Origin of the sequence: Pseudomonas sp. FH4 (assembly GCF_000510915.2) — a bacterium.
GTDB classification, from domain to species: Bacteria; Pseudomonadota; Gammaproteobacteria; order Pseudomonadales; family Pseudomonadaceae; genus Aquipseudomonas; species Aquipseudomonas brenneri.
In genome coordinates this window covers 219,113-233,549 of the sequence record NZ_AOHN01000028.1, presented here as the reverse complement: position 1 = coordinate 233,549, position 14,437 = coordinate 219,113, and the positions used below count along the sequence as shown (strand labels likewise).

General features: G+C 58.9%; 18 protein-coding genes and 1 pseudogene. 12 read left to right on the top strand and 7 right to left on the bottom strand.

The genetic code is table 11. From position 1 onward, the window contains the following. The 3 genes and pseudogenes from H097_RS28925 to H097_RS22785 form a co-directional block, all read left to right on the top strand. Nucleotides 1–98 (top strand): hypothetical protein (locus H097_RS28925; RefSeq protein WP_240462694.1); only part of this gene is annotated, 98 nt, incomplete at its 5' end. 75 nt (nucleotides 99–173) lie between these two features. Further along, nucleotides 174–341, top strand: a pseudogene (locus H097_RS27985) (HNH endonuclease); the annotation flags it as partial. Between the two features lie 27 nt (nucleotides 342–368). Beyond that, on the top strand, nucleotides 369–1,013 hold the full coding sequence (locus tag H097_RS22785) for an HAD-IB family hydrolase (RefSeq protein WP_032862618.1): 645 nt from the start codon (nucleotides 369–371) through the stop codon (nucleotides 1,011–1,013). 20 nt (nucleotides 1,014–1,033) lie between these two features. Here H097_RS22785 and H097_RS22780 read toward each other — a convergent pair whose 3' ends face one another. Together H097_RS22780 and vapB are read right to left on the bottom strand one after the other, a co-directional pair. Next, complete coding sequence (locus H097_RS22780; RefSeq protein WP_032862617.1) at nucleotides 1,034–1,438, bottom strand: type II toxin-antitoxin system VapC family toxin; 405 nt, start codon at nucleotides 1,436–1,438, stop codon at nucleotides 1,034–1,036. Next, nucleotides 1,431–1,670 carry a type II toxin-antitoxin system VapB family antitoxin gene (vapB, locus tag H097_RS22775; protein WP_032862615.1) on the bottom strand — a complete coding sequence of 80 codons (240 nt, stop codon included), beginning with the start codon at nucleotides 1,668–1,670 and terminating at the stop codon, nucleotides 1,431–1,433. Before vapB ends, H097_RS22780 begins: the two co-directional genes overlap by 8 nt. Before the next feature lie 202 nt (nucleotides 1,671–1,872). On the opposite strand from vapB, the gene H097_RS22770 reads away from it, so the two are divergent. Next, nucleotides 1,873–2,823 (top strand): hypothetical protein, encoded by a 951-nt coding sequence (locus H097_RS22770; RefSeq protein ID WP_032862614.1) that lies wholly within the window; start codon nucleotides 1,873–1,875, stop codon nucleotides 2,821–2,823. 124 nt (nucleotides 2,824–2,947) lie between these two features. Beyond that, nucleotides 2,948–3,322: a helix-turn-helix transcriptional regulator gene (locus tag H097_RS22765; RefSeq protein WP_032862613.1), complete on the top strand. Its 375-nt coding sequence runs from the start codon at nucleotides 2,948–2,950 to the stop codon at nucleotides 3,320–3,322. A 19-nt stretch (nucleotides 3,323–3,341) separates the two neighbouring features. On the opposite strand, the gene H097_RS22760 is transcribed toward H097_RS22765, so the two are convergent. Together H097_RS22760 and H097_RS22755 are read right to left on the bottom strand one after the other, a co-directional pair. Further along, nucleotides 3,342–4,007: a hypothetical protein gene (locus H097_RS22760; RefSeq protein WP_156356823.1), complete on the bottom strand. Its 666-nt coding sequence runs from the start codon at nucleotides 4,005–4,007 to the stop codon at nucleotides 3,342–3,344. A gap of 239 nt (nucleotides 4,008–4,246) precedes the next feature. After that, entirely contained in the window at nucleotides 4,247–5,302 is a 1,056-nt protein-coding gene (locus tag H097_RS22755) for an MBL fold metallo-hydrolase (RefSeq protein WP_032862612.1), read from the bottom strand. A gap of 134 nt (nucleotides 5,303–5,436) precedes the next feature. Here H097_RS22755 and H097_RS22750 point away from each other — a divergent pair, with 134 nt between their 5' ends. The 3 genes from H097_RS22750 (at nucleotide 5,437) to H097_RS29050 (ending at nucleotide 8,934) form a co-directional block, all read left to right on the top strand. After that, complete coding sequence (locus tag H097_RS22750; protein WP_032862611.1) at nucleotides 5,437–6,060, top strand: TetR/AcrR family transcriptional regulator; 624 nt, start codon at nucleotides 5,437–5,439, stop codon at nucleotides 6,058–6,060. A gap of 197 nt (nucleotides 6,061–6,257) precedes the next feature. After that, nucleotides 6,258–7,316 carry a diguanylate cyclase gene (locus tag H097_RS22745; RefSeq protein ID WP_032862610.1) on the top strand — a complete coding sequence of 353 codons (1,059 nt, stop codon included), beginning with the start codon at nucleotides 6,258–6,260 and terminating at the stop codon, nucleotides 7,314–7,316. A gap of 298 nt (nucleotides 7,317–7,614) precedes the next feature. Further along, nucleotides 7,615–8,934 carry a PAS domain-containing methyl-accepting chemotaxis protein gene (locus H097_RS29050; protein WP_032862608.1) on the top strand — a complete coding sequence of 440 codons (1,320 nt, stop codon included), beginning with the start codon at nucleotides 7,615–7,617 and terminating at the stop codon, nucleotides 8,932–8,934. Nucleotides 8,935–8,952: 18 nt separating this feature from the next. Here H097_RS29050 and H097_RS22735 read toward each other — a convergent pair whose 3' ends face one another. Further along, nucleotides 8,953–9,840 (bottom strand): LysR family transcriptional regulator, encoded by an 888-nt coding sequence (locus tag H097_RS22735; RefSeq protein WP_032862607.1) that lies wholly within the window; start codon nucleotides 9,838–9,840, stop codon nucleotides 8,953–8,955. Nucleotides 9,841–9,920: 80 nt separating this feature from the next. On the opposite strand from H097_RS22735, the gene H097_RS22730 reads away from it, so the two are divergent. Together H097_RS22730 and H097_RS22725 are read left to right on the top strand one after the other, a co-directional pair. Continuing rightward, on the top strand, nucleotides 9,921–10,628 hold the full coding sequence (locus H097_RS22730; protein ID WP_032862606.1) for a CTP synthase: 708 nt from the start codon (nucleotides 9,921–9,923) through the stop codon (nucleotides 10,626–10,628). Continuing rightward, nucleotides 10,625–10,951, top strand: a complete 327-nt coding sequence (locus tag H097_RS22725) for an antibiotic biosynthesis monooxygenase (RefSeq protein WP_032862605.1) — start codon at nucleotides 10,625–10,627, stop codon at nucleotides 10,949–10,951. Before H097_RS22730 ends, H097_RS22725 begins: the two co-directional genes overlap by 4 nt. Nucleotides 10,952–10,980: 29 nt before the next feature. Here the strand turns inward: H097_RS22725 and H097_RS22720 are convergent, their stop codons facing one another. After that, nucleotides 10,981–11,304: a DUF2025 family protein gene (locus H097_RS22720; protein WP_032862604.1), complete on the bottom strand. Its 324-nt coding sequence runs from the start codon at nucleotides 11,302–11,304 to the stop codon at nucleotides 10,981–10,983. Nucleotides 11,305–11,550: 246 nt separating this feature from the next. Here H097_RS22720 and H097_RS22715 point away from each other — a divergent pair, with 246 nt between their 5' ends. Together H097_RS22715 and H097_RS22710 are read left to right on the top strand one after the other, a co-directional pair. Next, complete coding sequence (locus H097_RS22715) at nucleotides 11,551–12,678, top strand: glycerophosphodiester phosphodiesterase (RefSeq protein WP_032862603.1); 1,128 nt, start codon at nucleotides 11,551–11,553, stop codon at nucleotides 12,676–12,678. Continuing rightward, complete coding sequence (locus H097_RS22710) at nucleotides 12,679–13,359, top strand: AraC family transcriptional regulator (protein WP_032862602.1); 681 nt, start codon at nucleotides 12,679–12,681, stop codon at nucleotides 13,357–13,359. Between the two features lie 57 nt (nucleotides 13,360–13,416). Here H097_RS22710 and H097_RS22705 read toward each other — a convergent pair whose 3' ends face one another. Next, nucleotides 13,417–14,298 carry a sterol desaturase family protein gene (locus H097_RS22705; RefSeq protein WP_032862601.1) on the bottom strand — a complete coding sequence of 294 codons (882 nt, stop codon included), beginning with the start codon at nucleotides 14,296–14,298 and terminating at the stop codon, nucleotides 13,417–13,419. Nucleotides 14,299–14,437: the final 139 nt, after the last annotated feature.

Here is a 14,437-nt window from a genome sequence, read left to right as displayed (position 1 = left end):
CGTGGATGAGCGAGATCATGGACTTGAAGAAAGAGAAGAACTTCTTTGAGACGCGGGTGATTGAGTATCAGACCGGTGGGGCGTTGAGCTGGGATTGATCAGCTCATAGTTGCCAACTAAAAAGCCCTGAGGTCGCACTCAGGGCTTTTTTTATGGAAACAGGTCAAACAGTGGACGGTTTGCCATTTCTTGAAGTACATCACCTCAAGCACCTGGCCCGGAAGGGTTCGGATCGCATCTCCAATGCTGTAGCCTTGTGCCCCAATTGCCATCAGCGTTGTCACCGGTCGAGTGACCGGGATGAGTTCACCGCTTATGCACTCCAAGAAAATAGTAGATAGGACCGAGGCCACCCCGTGAACCCAGACATGCTAGAAGCCGGCCCAGTGGGCGCCAAGGTACTTTCAGTCTTCGACTTCGACGGCACCCTGACCCGCCACGACAGTTTTGTGCCGTTCCTCAAGTTTGCTTTCGGCAAGCAGGAATTCAACCGCCGGATGCTCAAGCTGGCGCTGCCGGGCTTGCGCTTCCTGTTGCGCCGGATGAGCCGCGATGAACTCAAGGCCCAACTGATTCGCACCTTTATGACCGGTGTGGAGAAGGCTTGGGTGCAGCAGAAAGCCGAGGAGTACTGCAAGGCCTATTGGAACAAGCTGATGCGCCCTGCCGGTTTGCAGTCGGTGGCCGACGAGATTGGCTCAGGTGCCGAGGTGACGCTGTGTTCGGCCTCGCCGGCAATCGTGTTGCAGCCTTTTGCTGATCGGCTGGGGATCAAGTTGATCGGCACCGAGCTTGAGGTGGTCGATGGAGTGTTGAGTGGGCGGCTCACGGGTAACAACTGCCGTTGCGAGAACAAGGTGCTGCGCCTTGAAGCGATTTATGGGGACTTGGGCGAGTATCGGCTAAGGGCCTGGGGTGACACGCGCGGGGATCGCGAGTTGCTGGCGGCGGCGCAGGATGCGCATTGGCGGCATTTTCATTCGGCCAAGCGTAGAAGTCGCAAGCAACGTTGAACGCTTGCCTGGCGAACGTCTTAGGCAGCAATCCAGTTTTCAACAAGCAGGCCGTTTACGCGCTTGAACTCACCCTCGTTGTTCGTCACCAGTACCAGGCCAGAGCTTCTGGCATGGCTGGCTATGTGCAAGTCATTGACGCCAATGGGGGTGCCCTTTTTTTCCAGGTCGGAACGAATTGAGCCGTAGTGAAAAGCGGCTTTCTCATCGTAATGAATGATGTCGAGCCGAGAGGTGAAATCTTCCACTGCTCGAGTGTTTCGCTCAACAAACTGGCTTTTTTCGGCCCCATGCATGAGCTCAGCCAAGGTGATTGAGGAAATCACCAGACGCCCAACATTGGCATTGAATTTCTCGAGTATTTCAATAGGCCTACGCTTGATGATGTAAATCACAATGTTGGTATCAAGCATGTATTTAATCATCAAACGACTCTCTCTCTTGCTGGGCCGGTTCAGTTCGCTCCGCCATAAAGTCATCGGATACTGATTCGCCAGCAAGGAAAAAACTGTCCCATGTGTTTTCAACCGGCGAGATGATCAAATCACGCCCAACGGCACGGACCTCGACAGTTTTCACGCCGTCAGGGAAACGCAATTCGGCCGGAATCCGGATATTTTGCGTCCGGTTATTTGTAAAGACTGTTCCAGTAGACATGAGATCACCTCATTTAAGGAGAGCAAACAAAGGATAGTCGCTTCATGCTCTATTGCAAAGCTCTATAGCCTGGTGATCAAGCCTACTCTGTCACATACCGAAAGTCGTTTATGAAGGGGATCTGCCGCGACGGAAGGCCGGATATTTGTGCTACCCGCACAACCCCGCTATTAATAGCGAACCTTCCCACGGACCCGCCCCGATGAAATTCGACACAGCCTATTGCCTGAGCCTGGACGAAAAGCTGTCGATCTATGACGTGCGCGACCTGAATTTCGACGAAACTGCCGCCTTCGATTCCGACAAGGACAGTTTCCTCTGCCCCAACGATGATTGCCGTGCGGCGTTTGCGGCGGGCAATGTGCTCGGTACGTTCAACGGGAAGAACGTCAACTACCTGCGCACCCCGCATTTCAAGAACCTGCCCGGCACCCGGCATATCGACGGTTGCCGCTACGCCAGTCACAGGGCCGTGGCAGGAGACACCGAGGATGAGCGCGAGGAGAACTTCCCGTCGGAGTTTGTGCTGACTCGGCGTCAGTACGAACGCAAGGCAGTCAGCCAAGGTTCTGCAGACGCTATCCCACAGGATCTGACGAAAGCGCCTGCGAAAATATCCAATACATCCCACAGTGCCAGCGAAACCACACCGGACAAGACCAGCGTCTTTGCCCACCCGGTGGAATGCTACGTGTCCAACATCGATGACAAAGACAAGCTCAAGGGCATGCCGTTGAAGATCGGTGAACAGACCGCGACTTATTGGGCGTTTTTCAAGAAGATCGAATACCTACAGGACAACAAAGGCTTGATCTACTGGGGCCGGATCAAGGCGATCAAGGACTACACCAGCAGCTTTCGCATCGATTTCGAAAAGAAGGTGTGGCTCGACAAAAAACCGTATTCCGTCAACGTCTACCTGAACAAGAAACTGATCGAGAACTACCGCAAGCGCAAGGCGTTCCTGGAACAGATCAAGGCCGCCGTCGACAGTGAACGCCCGTTGTATTGCTTCTTCTATGGTGTGACGCCGGAGTTGAAGCAGGTACCGAGCAAGAAAAACCCCCAGCAGACATTCGGCGTGTTCAGTGCCGATATCCAGAACCTGGACCACCTGCTTATCCGCGAGGCGCCGGGGCTGGAGGAGAAATGACCCGCAGCCCCCGTCAATCACGGGCCGGCCAGCCAGGAAATGATCCAGTTGATGAACGGTCAAAACAACTGTACAAAAACACAGTATAGTTTGCCCTCCCCCGTTGGCATCCTGGAGAAAGCCCATGTCCTCTCTGGCAGTGAGCACCACCGTAGATCAGCAAATCGTCCTTCATCAGTTCACCCCACGGCACAGTGTCCAGGCTCGCGCGCTATTGGGCTGGAGCCGGGAAGACCTGGCCCGGCACGCCGGGGTTGGAATGGACGCCATACAGCGCTTTGAAAGCCATGAGGAGGTGGATGACGCCGTTCGCATTGCCTTGGCGTTTCGCCTGGAACACGAAGGCTTGGTATTTTTCCCGGGGTTTGCGCCAGGATGGGGCATGAGCGGGCGCCGCTCTGTCGCTGCACAGGTCGATGCCGCACCCGGCCGTCGTGGCCTAATAGCACGGATGCTGGGCTCGACATCGTCGAACACGCCTCAACCCAACGGGGCATAGGCCTGACCGCGCAAAGGGCTCACCTCGCAGGCACGTTACCGTATGCGGCCTGCATGACCTGCTGATAGACCCGGACCAGTGCCGACAGTGAGTCCCGTGCCCAACGTGCGCCATAGAACCAAAGTACGACATGGCTGCCATCGGTAGCATCGTTGAATATCTGGCATACACCTGGATATCCGGTTTTGCAGAAGCCGTGGAAGGCTGGGCTTTGCCCATCGGACACCAACGCGTCGAGGCGATGCTCACTCACCCGCTCATCGATCTCGTTGCTGGACGCCTGGGTGAAATACGCAGCGGCATCGGGTAACTGCGCCACCACTGGCAGCACTTCAGCGCCGGCAGCCTTTAGCACCTCCAGGGCCTGGAGAAAACCATTGGAGTGCTCCACCGTTTCACGCACACCGTTACGCAGGTATTCGTCAGCAAAACCGATACGCCAAGTGGCCAGGACAGGAGCAGATTTTGCGGAACGGTTATCCATGATGGGTGGGACTTCCATCAGGACCTGGCCGGCGGGGTCGAGGCCACTCAAGGCAATAAGCGATAGCGACGGATCACGTACGGTCTTCATCATCGGGCCAGGGATATCGAACCTGGGGCCCTGGACGGTAGTGAGCGTAGTCGCCACACCCACAGGAGCCGCCGAAGACTGGAACTCAATGCAGCCCCGAGAAATGCCCACGGTGTTCGCCAACCCCGACGGTGCGCTCGGCTTACAAACACTGTGATCAAAGCCATGGAATACTGAATGCACCCCGACAGGACAGGGTACACATGGCCGCAAGGTCTTCCTACATTTGTCCTCCATAAGTCCCCACTCCCAGAAAATGGCTTTCCGGGATCATCGCACCCTTTTCCGGTCGTCTCTCTGGGCAGAAACACCTTGAAAGTCCTTTTTGCAGACCAGACGTTGCTGCCCCTTCAGTTCACTAGCGGTTCTGCCGCCTGAGCCTCGACATCCAGCCACCAGGCATGCCCGCGCTCAGGTGCACCCAGCATGAAAGCCTGGCCCATGGCGGGTGTGGTAATCGACACATTGCGCTCCCAGGCCAAGGCCATGATGCGGTCAAACGGTTCATGCCAGGCATGGAATGCCAGGTCAAAGGTGCCGTTGTGGATCGGCAGCAACCAGCGCCCCTTCAGGTCGATATGGGCCTGCAAGGTTTGTTCGGGCTGCATGTGCACATGTGGCCAGTCGACGTTGTAGGCGCCGGTTTCCATCAAGGTCAGGTCAAATGGCCCGTACTGCTCGCCAATACGCTTGAAACCCTCGAAATAACCGGTGTCGCCACTGAAAAAGATGCGCCGGGCATCATCGATCATCACCCACGACGCCCACAGCGTCTGGTTGCCATCAAACAGTCCACGCCCCGAAAAGTGCTGGGCAGGAGTCGCGACAAAACGGATACCGTCCACTTCCGTGCTCTGCCACCAATCCAACTGCCGCACCTTGTCTGGCGCGACACCCCATTTGATCAAGGTGTCACCGACACCCAGTGGCGCCAAGAAATAGCGGGTCTTGCCAGCCAATTGCACCACGGCCTGGCGGTCCAGGTGATCGTAATGGTTGTGCGACAGGATCACCGCCTCGATCGGCGGCAGTTCTTCAAGGCTGATGGGCGGCTGGTGGAAGCGCTTGGGACCGGCCCAGTTGAAAGGCGAAGCACGCTCGGCAAATACCGGATCGGTCAGCCAGAACTTGCCGCGCATTTTCAGCAGGACGGTGGAATGCCCAAGGCGATAGACGCTGTGATCCGGAGCACTCAGCAGTTGTTCACGCGTCAGGCGCTGCACCGGAATTTCACCCACGGGCCGGGTACTGCGAGGCTTGTGAAAAAGCATCTTCCAGAAAATCTGCAGGGTTTTGCCAAAGCCTGCGCGGTTGACCGCGGCATGGTTACTGAAGTGACCTTGCTGCTGCTCGGACGACTTGAGTGCGGGAGATGAGGTGTCGAGACGGGTAGAGATCGTGGCCATTACAAAGTGACTCCGGTACGTTCTGCTGATGCAGATCAACAACTACACTGCACAGTGTAGTTTCAAGATTGCAACAAAACCCGGACCAAGTAAACTACCGAGTGTAATTTTCTTCCCAGAGCCGAAAAGCCCCCATGACTGCACCTCAACGCCTCACCGACCGCAAACGCGAAGCCATCGTGGCAGCAGCCATCAGCGAGTTTCGCGACAACGGTTTCGAGGTCACCAGCATGGACAAGATCGCCGCCACCGCTGGCGTCTCCAAGCGTACGGTGTACAACCACTTTCCCAGCAAAGAGGAGTTGTTCACCGAAATCCTGCATCAGTTGTGGGCCAGCAGCGTGGCGCAACTGGATGTCAGCTACAGCCGCGAACATCCCCTGCGCGATCAGTTGCGCGTGTTGCTGCAAGCGAAGATGAAAATGATGTCGGACGCCAACTTTCTCGACCTGGCCCGAGTCGCGATTGCCGCGACCATCCACTCCCCGGAGCGCGCCCAGGACATCGTCAATCGCCTGAGCGAGCGCGAAGAGGGTTTTACCTTATGGGTGCGCGCAGCGCAGGAAGACGGACGACTCAAACCCGTCGACCCATGCTTTGCCGCCCACCAGGTACAAAGCCTGCTCAAGGCATTCGCTTTCTGGCCACAAATCACCCTGGGCCAGCCCACCCTCGACGCGCCCACCCAGGCCAACGTGATCGAGTCGGCAATGGATCTGTTCCTGGCCGGCTACGAGATTGCCGCCGCCCCGCGGTAACCCCCTCTGTCGTCAATAAGACACTGACAGGTCGTTTTTGCCTTAAACCCTCGCAATAGCCGCGCAAATGGCCTGGAAGGACACTGATTATTCCTGCGTAAATCCCTGACAATAATCGCCTGTCATCTGGCGTAAATGGCCTTTGGATAAGGTACGCCTTCGCCACCTAAAAAAAGAAGAACCTGACGCAGGGATCTATGGAAAACCTTCGAGGCAAAGGGCTGTCGTTTGCCCGGCGCATTTATCGGCCGCGCATGATCGGGTTGGGTATTGGCAGCCTGTGCGTGTTCGCAGCCCTGTATCCGCTGGCGATGCCAGGCTGGATCTGGGGCTTGTGGCTGTTCAACGCCTTTATCTGGCCGCACCTGGCGTACCAGCTGTCGAGCCATGCAGCGTTCCCCTACCAGGCCGAGCGCCGCAACCTGCTCTATGACTCCCTGTCCGGTGGGTTCTGGGCCGCAGCCACGCAATTCACGCCGCTGACCGCCGTGACTATCCTCGCGATGATGACCATGCACAACGTCGCGGCGGGCGGCAAACAGCTGATGATCCAGGGCCTGCTCGCACAACTGGCAGGTGTTGCACTGGCCTGGCTGGTGTTTGGCCCTTCGTTCAACCCCAATGTCGGCCTGATCCAGGTGTATGCCTGCCTGCCGATGTTGATCCTCTACCCCGTTGCCATCGGCATGGCCAGTTATCGCCTGGCTATCAAGCTCTCGGAACACAAGCGCGCCCTGAGTGCCTTGAGCCGTACCGACAGCCTGACCGGCCTGCTCAATCACGGCTCCTGGAAGGACCTGCTGCAACTGAAGTTCCACACGTGCCAGCAGCAACAGTCCCAGGCCACCATTGCGCTGATCGATATCGACCACTTCAAGCAGATCAACGACGCTTATGGCCATATCGTCGGCGATCGGGTCTTGCGGCAACTGAGCAAGGAATTGCTGCGCAACGTGCGGGAAAATGACTTGGCTGGCCGCTACGGCGGCGACGAATTCTGTGTGATCCTCCCGGACGTACCGCTGGAACAGGCCAGCTATGTGATGGAGCGCCTGCGGGAAATGTTCAACCGCTACCGCGACCCACAGGTTCCTGAGCTGCGGGTCAGCCTGAGCATTGGCCTGGCGGCCTACCAGGTGCACTTCACCCAGGCGCATATGTGGCTCAATGCTGCGGACCAGGCGCTGTATGCCGCCAAGGGGACCGGGCGCAATCGCGTGACGGTCGCCGAATCGCGGATCGCACGTTCCGCTTGAATGGGCTAATTATCCAGGCCGTGTCTTCGTCCATCTTGTGGAAGCCAGCTTGGCGCCCGTTGCAGACCGGCCGGCACCTACAAAAAATCAAAATGCCACCACTTATCGGATCATGTGAGTTTCGCCGTTTTTTGCGCGAACTTCCGTCACCGCCCATGACTCTCAGCTCTCAGTTCCACCGCCTGTCGGTATAAAGGAAGCCGGCAATGAGCAAGTCTACCGTGGGCCATGAAGCCTCACGGCGTACAAGCGCACCCAGGGATAACGCCTCGCACTTTGCTTGCCCGAGTCCGCGACCATGCTATTTAGCGCCCATAAAAAAACCATTACTGCCCTGCAAGACACTGTCAGCCAACAAGCCAGCCTGCTCGATGCAATTGAACGCTCGATGGCGGTCATTGAATTCGACCTGCAAGGCAACGTCCTGCGTGCCAATACCAACTTTCTGCAGACCATGGGCTACCGCGAAGATCAGGTGGTGGGGCAATCCCATCGCCTGTTCTGCCCCAGCGCGTTTGCCCGTAGCGCCGAGTACAGCCAGTTATGGACGCAATTGGCTAACGGCCGATTCCAGTCCGGGACCTTCGAGCGCGTGACCGCCGATGGTCATTCGGTGTGGCTGGAAGCCAGCTACAACCCGGTGTGCGACCCATCCGGCCGCGTGGTGAAAGTAGTCAAGTACGCCTTGGACGTGAGCGCCAGAATGCAGGCCGAAAGCGAAACCAACGCCAAGCTTGAAGCGATTGACCGAGCCATGGCCGTGATCGAATTCAACCTCGACGGCAGCATCATTACCGCCAACCAGAACTTCCTCCAGCGCATGGGCTATAGCCTGGCAGAGCTGCAGGGCAAGCATCATCGCCTGTTCTGCAAACCGGAACTTGCCAACAGCAGTGAGTACAGTGAGTTCTGGCACCGGCTGAACCAGGGTCAGTTGTTCAGCGGCCAGTTCGAGCGCCTCACCCGCAGCGGCCAGACGCTGTGGCTGGAAGCCAACTACAACCCGGTGTACGACGCCAGCGGCCGCTTGTGCAAGATTGTGAAGTTCGCGTCCGACGTCACGGCTATGGTGCAAAAGCACGCCGAAGATGCCCAGAGTGCAACCCAGGCGTATCACATTTCCCTGCAAACCCGGGATATCGCCGAAAAAGGCGCCGAGGTCATTGAGCAAACCGCCAGCGGCATCCATGACATAGCCGCCGACATTGAAAGCTCATCCCGACTGATCGCCAAGCTGGGCGAGCGTTCGCAGCAGATTACCGCCATCGTCAACACCATTCGCGCGATTGCCGACCAGACCAACTTATTGGCCTTGAATGCAGCCATTGAAGCCGCACGCGCAGGTGACCAGGGCCGCGGGTTTGCGGTGGTCGCCGATGAAGTCCGGCAACTGGCCGCACGCACCAGCGGCTCCACGGCACAGATTTCGAGCATGATCGAGATGATCCAGAGCGAAACCCGCCAGGCTATCGACAGCATGGACAACACCCGCGACCGCGCCGCCCAAGGCGTAGAACTGGCCAATCAGGCCGGCACGGTGATCCTGCAAATTCGCGAAGGCACCAGCGATGCCGTACGCGCGGTGAGTGTGTTTGCCAATGAACGGGCCGGGTTGTAGAGACCGGCTTGCCGGCGCCTACGAGGGCTGGCGCAAGTGCCGGCCCAGTTCATCGAACAACGTCACCACTGATCGCAGTGCCCGGCAGTCCGGGCGCGTGAGCAACCACAGGGCCGTATCATGCCCCGCGAGTGCCGGCCCCAATGGCTGCAACCCATGGCCTTCCCCCAACAGAAAATCCGGCAGCGCCGCCACGCCCAGGCCGGCACGTACCAACTCGGTCGCGGATAACATGCTGTTGCACCGGTAGCTGGGCCTGACGCCAGGCAAGTGCTGGCGACGCCAAGCCACGGTGGGATGGTCGGGCAGGAAGTCATCCGGGGCGATCCAGGCCAAGGTGGCCAGGTCCTGAGTGTCGTGCTGCTGTGCATAGCCGGGACTGGCGCAGACGCGATAGGACACCGTCCCCAAGCACCGTCCCACCAAGTGCTCCGGGGGTGTGCGGGTCAGGCGCAGGGCAATGTCGGCATCGCGTCGGCTGAGGTTGGCAAAGTCGTTGGACGTGCTCAGTTCCAGAGTCAGCGCCGGATAGCCCGGCATGAACCGGGCCAGGGCCGGCAGTAACAGGCCCTGCAACACCGAGTCGGTGCAGGTCAGGCGCACGGTGCCGCTGATGACCTCGCCGCCCTGCTCCACCCCTACCCGCGCCGCTTCCAGCGCCTGCTCGGCACGTTCCGCCTGCTGGGCGAGTGTCGTGGCCAGGCTGGTCGGCAGGTAACCGGCACGGCTCTTTTCGAACAGCACCTGGCCCAGTGACGATTCCAGGCGCCGCACAGCCCGAAACACCGTGGACACATCTACCCGCAGCAAAGCCGCCGCCCGGGCCAGGGTGCCACCACGCACCAGGGCAAGGACCAGTGCCAGGTCGGGATAGTCGAGCTGATAGTGCGTGGCTGCATTGAGCATATGGAGTAACGCCAATATTGATTGCGTGAACGCCAATCTATAGTGCGCTCCAGGACTCGACAAGCCATTGGACGCCAGCTATGAACCCCACTGCCCTGCACCTCGCCCTGATTGGCGATTACGATCCGCAAGTGACAGCACACCAAGCCATCCCGCTTGCATTGCAACAGGCCAGCGCACAACTGGGCCTGACGATCCATGCTCAGTGGCTGGCCACTGACGCCCTCATCGACGCCCAAGCCTTGCAGCCCTTCGACGGGTTCTGGTGCGTACCTGCCAGCCCCTATCGCGATATCGACGGTGCCTTGCGGGCGATCCGTTTTGCCCGCGAACAGCGGCGTCCTTTCCTCGGCACCTGCGGCGGCTTTCAACATGCTGTGCTGGAATATGCGCGCAATGTGCTGGGCTGGGCCGATGCCGAACATGGCGAACTGGCACCCGATGCGCCACGTGCGGTGATCACCCCCTTGGCGTGCGCCTTGGTCGAGACGATCGCCCCGGTGCGCCTGATGGCGTTCACACGGATTGCCGAGGCTTATGGCACCCTTGAAATCCAGGAGGGTTATCGTTGCCGCTATGGCGTCAATCACGACTTCGAACAGGCGTTGCTGGAGGACAATCTGATTGGCAGCGCCCATGACTCAGCGGGCGAGGTACGGGCCTTGGAACTGCTGGACCATCCGTTTTTTGTCGCCACCCTGTTCCAGCCAGAGCGCGCGGCACTCAAGGGAGCCAGCGTGCCGCTGGTCACGGCATGGCTCATGGCCTGTCAGGCGTGTTCGGCATGATCGCCAAGACACCCGCCCCGCCCTATTACGCAGTGATCTTCACCTCCCTGCGCACCGACACCGATCCAGGCTACGCACAGGCCGCCGAACGCATGCTCGAACTGGCCCGCGAGCAACCGGGGTTTCTCGGCGTAGAGTCGGCCCGGGGCGAAGATGGCTTGGGGATTACCGTGTCCTACTGGGCCTGCGAGGCGGCCATCCTGGCCTGGAAACAACACGCCGAGCACCGTGAAGTGCGCGAACAGGGCCGGGCCACCTGGTACTCAGCCTTTCAGACACGGGTATGCAAGGTCGAGCGGGCTTATGCGTTCAGCGCCCTGTAGAGGCAGCGCCTACAAGGGATCAACCGTGATCAATTGACCAGGCTGCGCACCGCGCTGATCTGCGGGATCTCTACCCGGCGCATGTACACCCGCAGCGGCTCAGTGATGTTGATACGGTCGTCGATGTTCTGGTCCAGCAACAGTTGGATGTGCTCGCGGGACAGGGTCATGGCCTGGTCAGCCGCGGGCTGCCAGACAAACTCGCTGGTGGGGATGATGCCGTCGTCGGCGACGTCCATGCCGAACGAGTCTTCGCTGAAACGTACGATGTATTGACCGGTCTTGCGGTTCAGGCCAACAAAGCCGTTGAGTTGGTCGGCGGCCTGGCAGATGAGTTCTGATGTGATGCGCATGCTAAACCTCACTGAAAAATCCCACAGGGGAAGTGAACGATGGTTTACACGCGAGGCAGAAAAATAAGGCAATACAGGTTTCCCTCTGGCGGGGAAGCTCGGACCAAGAGTACTGCATAGCACGGCACAAAAGCGCAGAAAAATAGCGCATGCGCACGTTAATGTCGGTTTGGTGATAGCGCGATTTGCATGCAATTGTTAAAAAGGGAGCCTTCTTGAAGTTACCTCCACGAAAGGACCTCGCACATGCCTGCTACGTTTACCAAGAGTGCCCTGCTGCTCGCCCTGATGATGGGCCTTGGCCACGCACAGGCTGCAAACCCTGTCAGCCCGGTTGAACTGGCGACGAAAGACGGCATTCCCCACCCCGCCGTGATCGCCCACCGAGGTGCGTCCTTCGATGCCCCGGAATCCACCGCCGCAGCCTACAAGGTCGCCCGCGACCTGGGCGCCGACTACCTGGAACTGGATCTGCAACGCAGCAAGGATGGCGTGCTGTTCGCCCTGCATGACAACAACCTGCAACGCACCACCGATGTCGCCACCAAATTCCCGGAGCGCAAGGACAGCCCGGCCAACGAATTCACCTGGAAAGAGCTGCAAACCCTCGATGCCGGCAGTTGGTTCAACGCCGCCTACCCAGACCGTGCGCGCCCGGGCTTTGTCGGTTTGAAAATCCTCAGCCTGGACGACATCATCAAGATCGCCGAAGGCAACCCCCAGCACAAACCCGGCCTGTACATCGAAACCAAAGAGCCCAAGCAGTTTCCCGGCATCGAAGCCGACCTCAAAGACAAGCTGCAGGACAAGGGCTGGCTGAGTGCTGCCGGCTCCAAACTGGGCAAGAGCAACACCGGTGTAGGCCAGGGCAAAGGCCGCGTCATCCTGCAAACCTTCGAGGTTGCCAGCCTCAAAGAGCTACAAAAGGAAATGCCCAACACCCCGAAAATCCTGTTGCTGTGGGTGGGTGAAGGCAGCATCGAGCCCAAGTCCAAGGTGACCTTCGCCGAGTCCGGCGAACCGACCAAGGCGGCCTACTATGCCAAGCAGGAACCCAAGGACGCTGCCGAATTCGAGAAGTGGGTCGATGAAGCCAAGAGCCTCGGCGCCATCGGTACTGGTCCATCGGCCCAATTGACCGACCTGGGTGACCAGAGCTATTCGGACCTGGTGAAACCCGAGATGAACCAGTTGACCCACGACAAAGGCCTGCTGGTACACGTCTATACCGTCGATGAACCGGTGGACTTCAAGAAGGTCATGGACGCTGGCGTCGATGGCATCTTCACCAACCGTGCCGCCGAACTGCTGAAGTTCTACAAGCGCTGGCCGTCTTCCAGCGTGCAGGATCTGCTGCAGGACAACGGTTACTGAGTGACAGACGAGTGGTCGGGCCAACTGTGGCTGGGCCGTGATTACGGCCTGATCCTCGGTGAGACGGGGCGCACTGCGCCCCATGCCCATTACGCCCATCAATTTATCCTGTCCTCGGATAGCCCCGTCACGGTCAGCCTTGATGGGCATCTGCACACGGCTTGTCGCCTGTTCATCCCCTCCCGTCAAAGCCATGCCATCGTCCAGACCCAGGGCAACGTGTTGATGGCATATGTGGAACCCGGCGCGTTTGACGCCCAGGTATTGCAACACGCCCTGGACGCAGCCGACTTCGGCCTTGAAAGCTTCGAACAGACTCTGCGGCGACTGCCACGTCGCCGCGCTGACGATGCGCGGGTGCAACGCGCCCTGCTCACCCTCGATCAACAATTGAGCGGCAAGGTCTCGGCGCAGTCACTGGCACAGGCGGCGCATCTGTCCTTGAGCCAGTTGGAGCGTCTGTTCGTCAGCCAGCTCGGCGTGCCGGTGCGGCGCCTGGTGATGTGGCGACGCTTGCGCATGGCCCTGGACCTGGCCCTGAACGGCCACACGTTGACCGAAGCCGCCCATGGCGCGGGTTTTGCCGACTCGGCGCACTTTTCCCGCACCATGAAGCAACTGTTTGGCGTGACCGCCGGGGCCTCGTTGCGCCATCTCCAGGTACACCTGCTCCCCCTGTAGGAGCGAGCTTGTTCGCGAAGAACTCGAGAGCACCGCATCAAACCAGACAGCTCACGCCTACATTTGGAGAGTGCTTGGGACAGGCGGCTCTTTACTCAACTGGATGGCCGTAAAGGGGTCACGCAACTGCCCAAGATAATCCACCGGGAAATCCGGACGGCTGCCGATGCCCAGGTCGCCCTCACCCATTCGATAGTCCTCGGTGTAAAACGCAGTCCCCAACAGCCAATCCCACAGGTTGAAAAACAAACCGAAATTCACATCTCCCGCCCGGCCGTATTTCATATGGTGAAAGCGGTGCACCGGCGCCCAGGCAAATACCCAGCGCAACGGCCCCAGGCGCATAGCGACATTGGAATGTTGCAACAACAGTTGGATCGCAATGGCCAATGCCAACAACATCGCCACGTCCACGGGAATCCCCAGCAGGATCAGCGGCAGCAGGCCCGCCGTTGCTTCCAGCATCTGGTGCAACGGGTGCTTCATCAAGCCATTGAAACCATAGAGCCGCTGCACGCTGTGATGCACGGCATGCAAACGCCAGAGAGCGGCGATGCGATGACTGGCGTAATGCATCAGCGTGATGCCCGCATCGGCAATCACGATCGCCAACAGCAACTGCGCCCACAGCGGCCAGGTGCGTGGCCAGGCTCCATCAATCGCCAGCCACGCCGTCAGCAGCGGCAGCACCAACAAGCCCAGGGTATTCAGGCTTTCGTTGACCAACGCATGGAAGATATCCCGGCGTCGGTCCCCCAAGGGGCGATTCCATTGCGGCTCGTAAGGCAGCCACAGCTCTGCAATAAACGACACGCCGATGGCCACGGCAAACACCGCCAGCAACCAGTGGGGCTCTCCCTTCGCGACCAGCCAAAGCCCCCCGCCAATAAATCCCGCCCAGAACACGGGTGCATACAGCCAAGCCATTATCTGTTTCATGTGTGCCTCCTGAAGTTGAGACACCAGCATGAAATTTCCCGACGCGGGCCGATTGAACAAACAACGCAAACGTCCTACACAATTAAGGGTGAATTAAGTTGCGCGGGTTAACCTGATCCCACTTAAACAGCTCACCCCA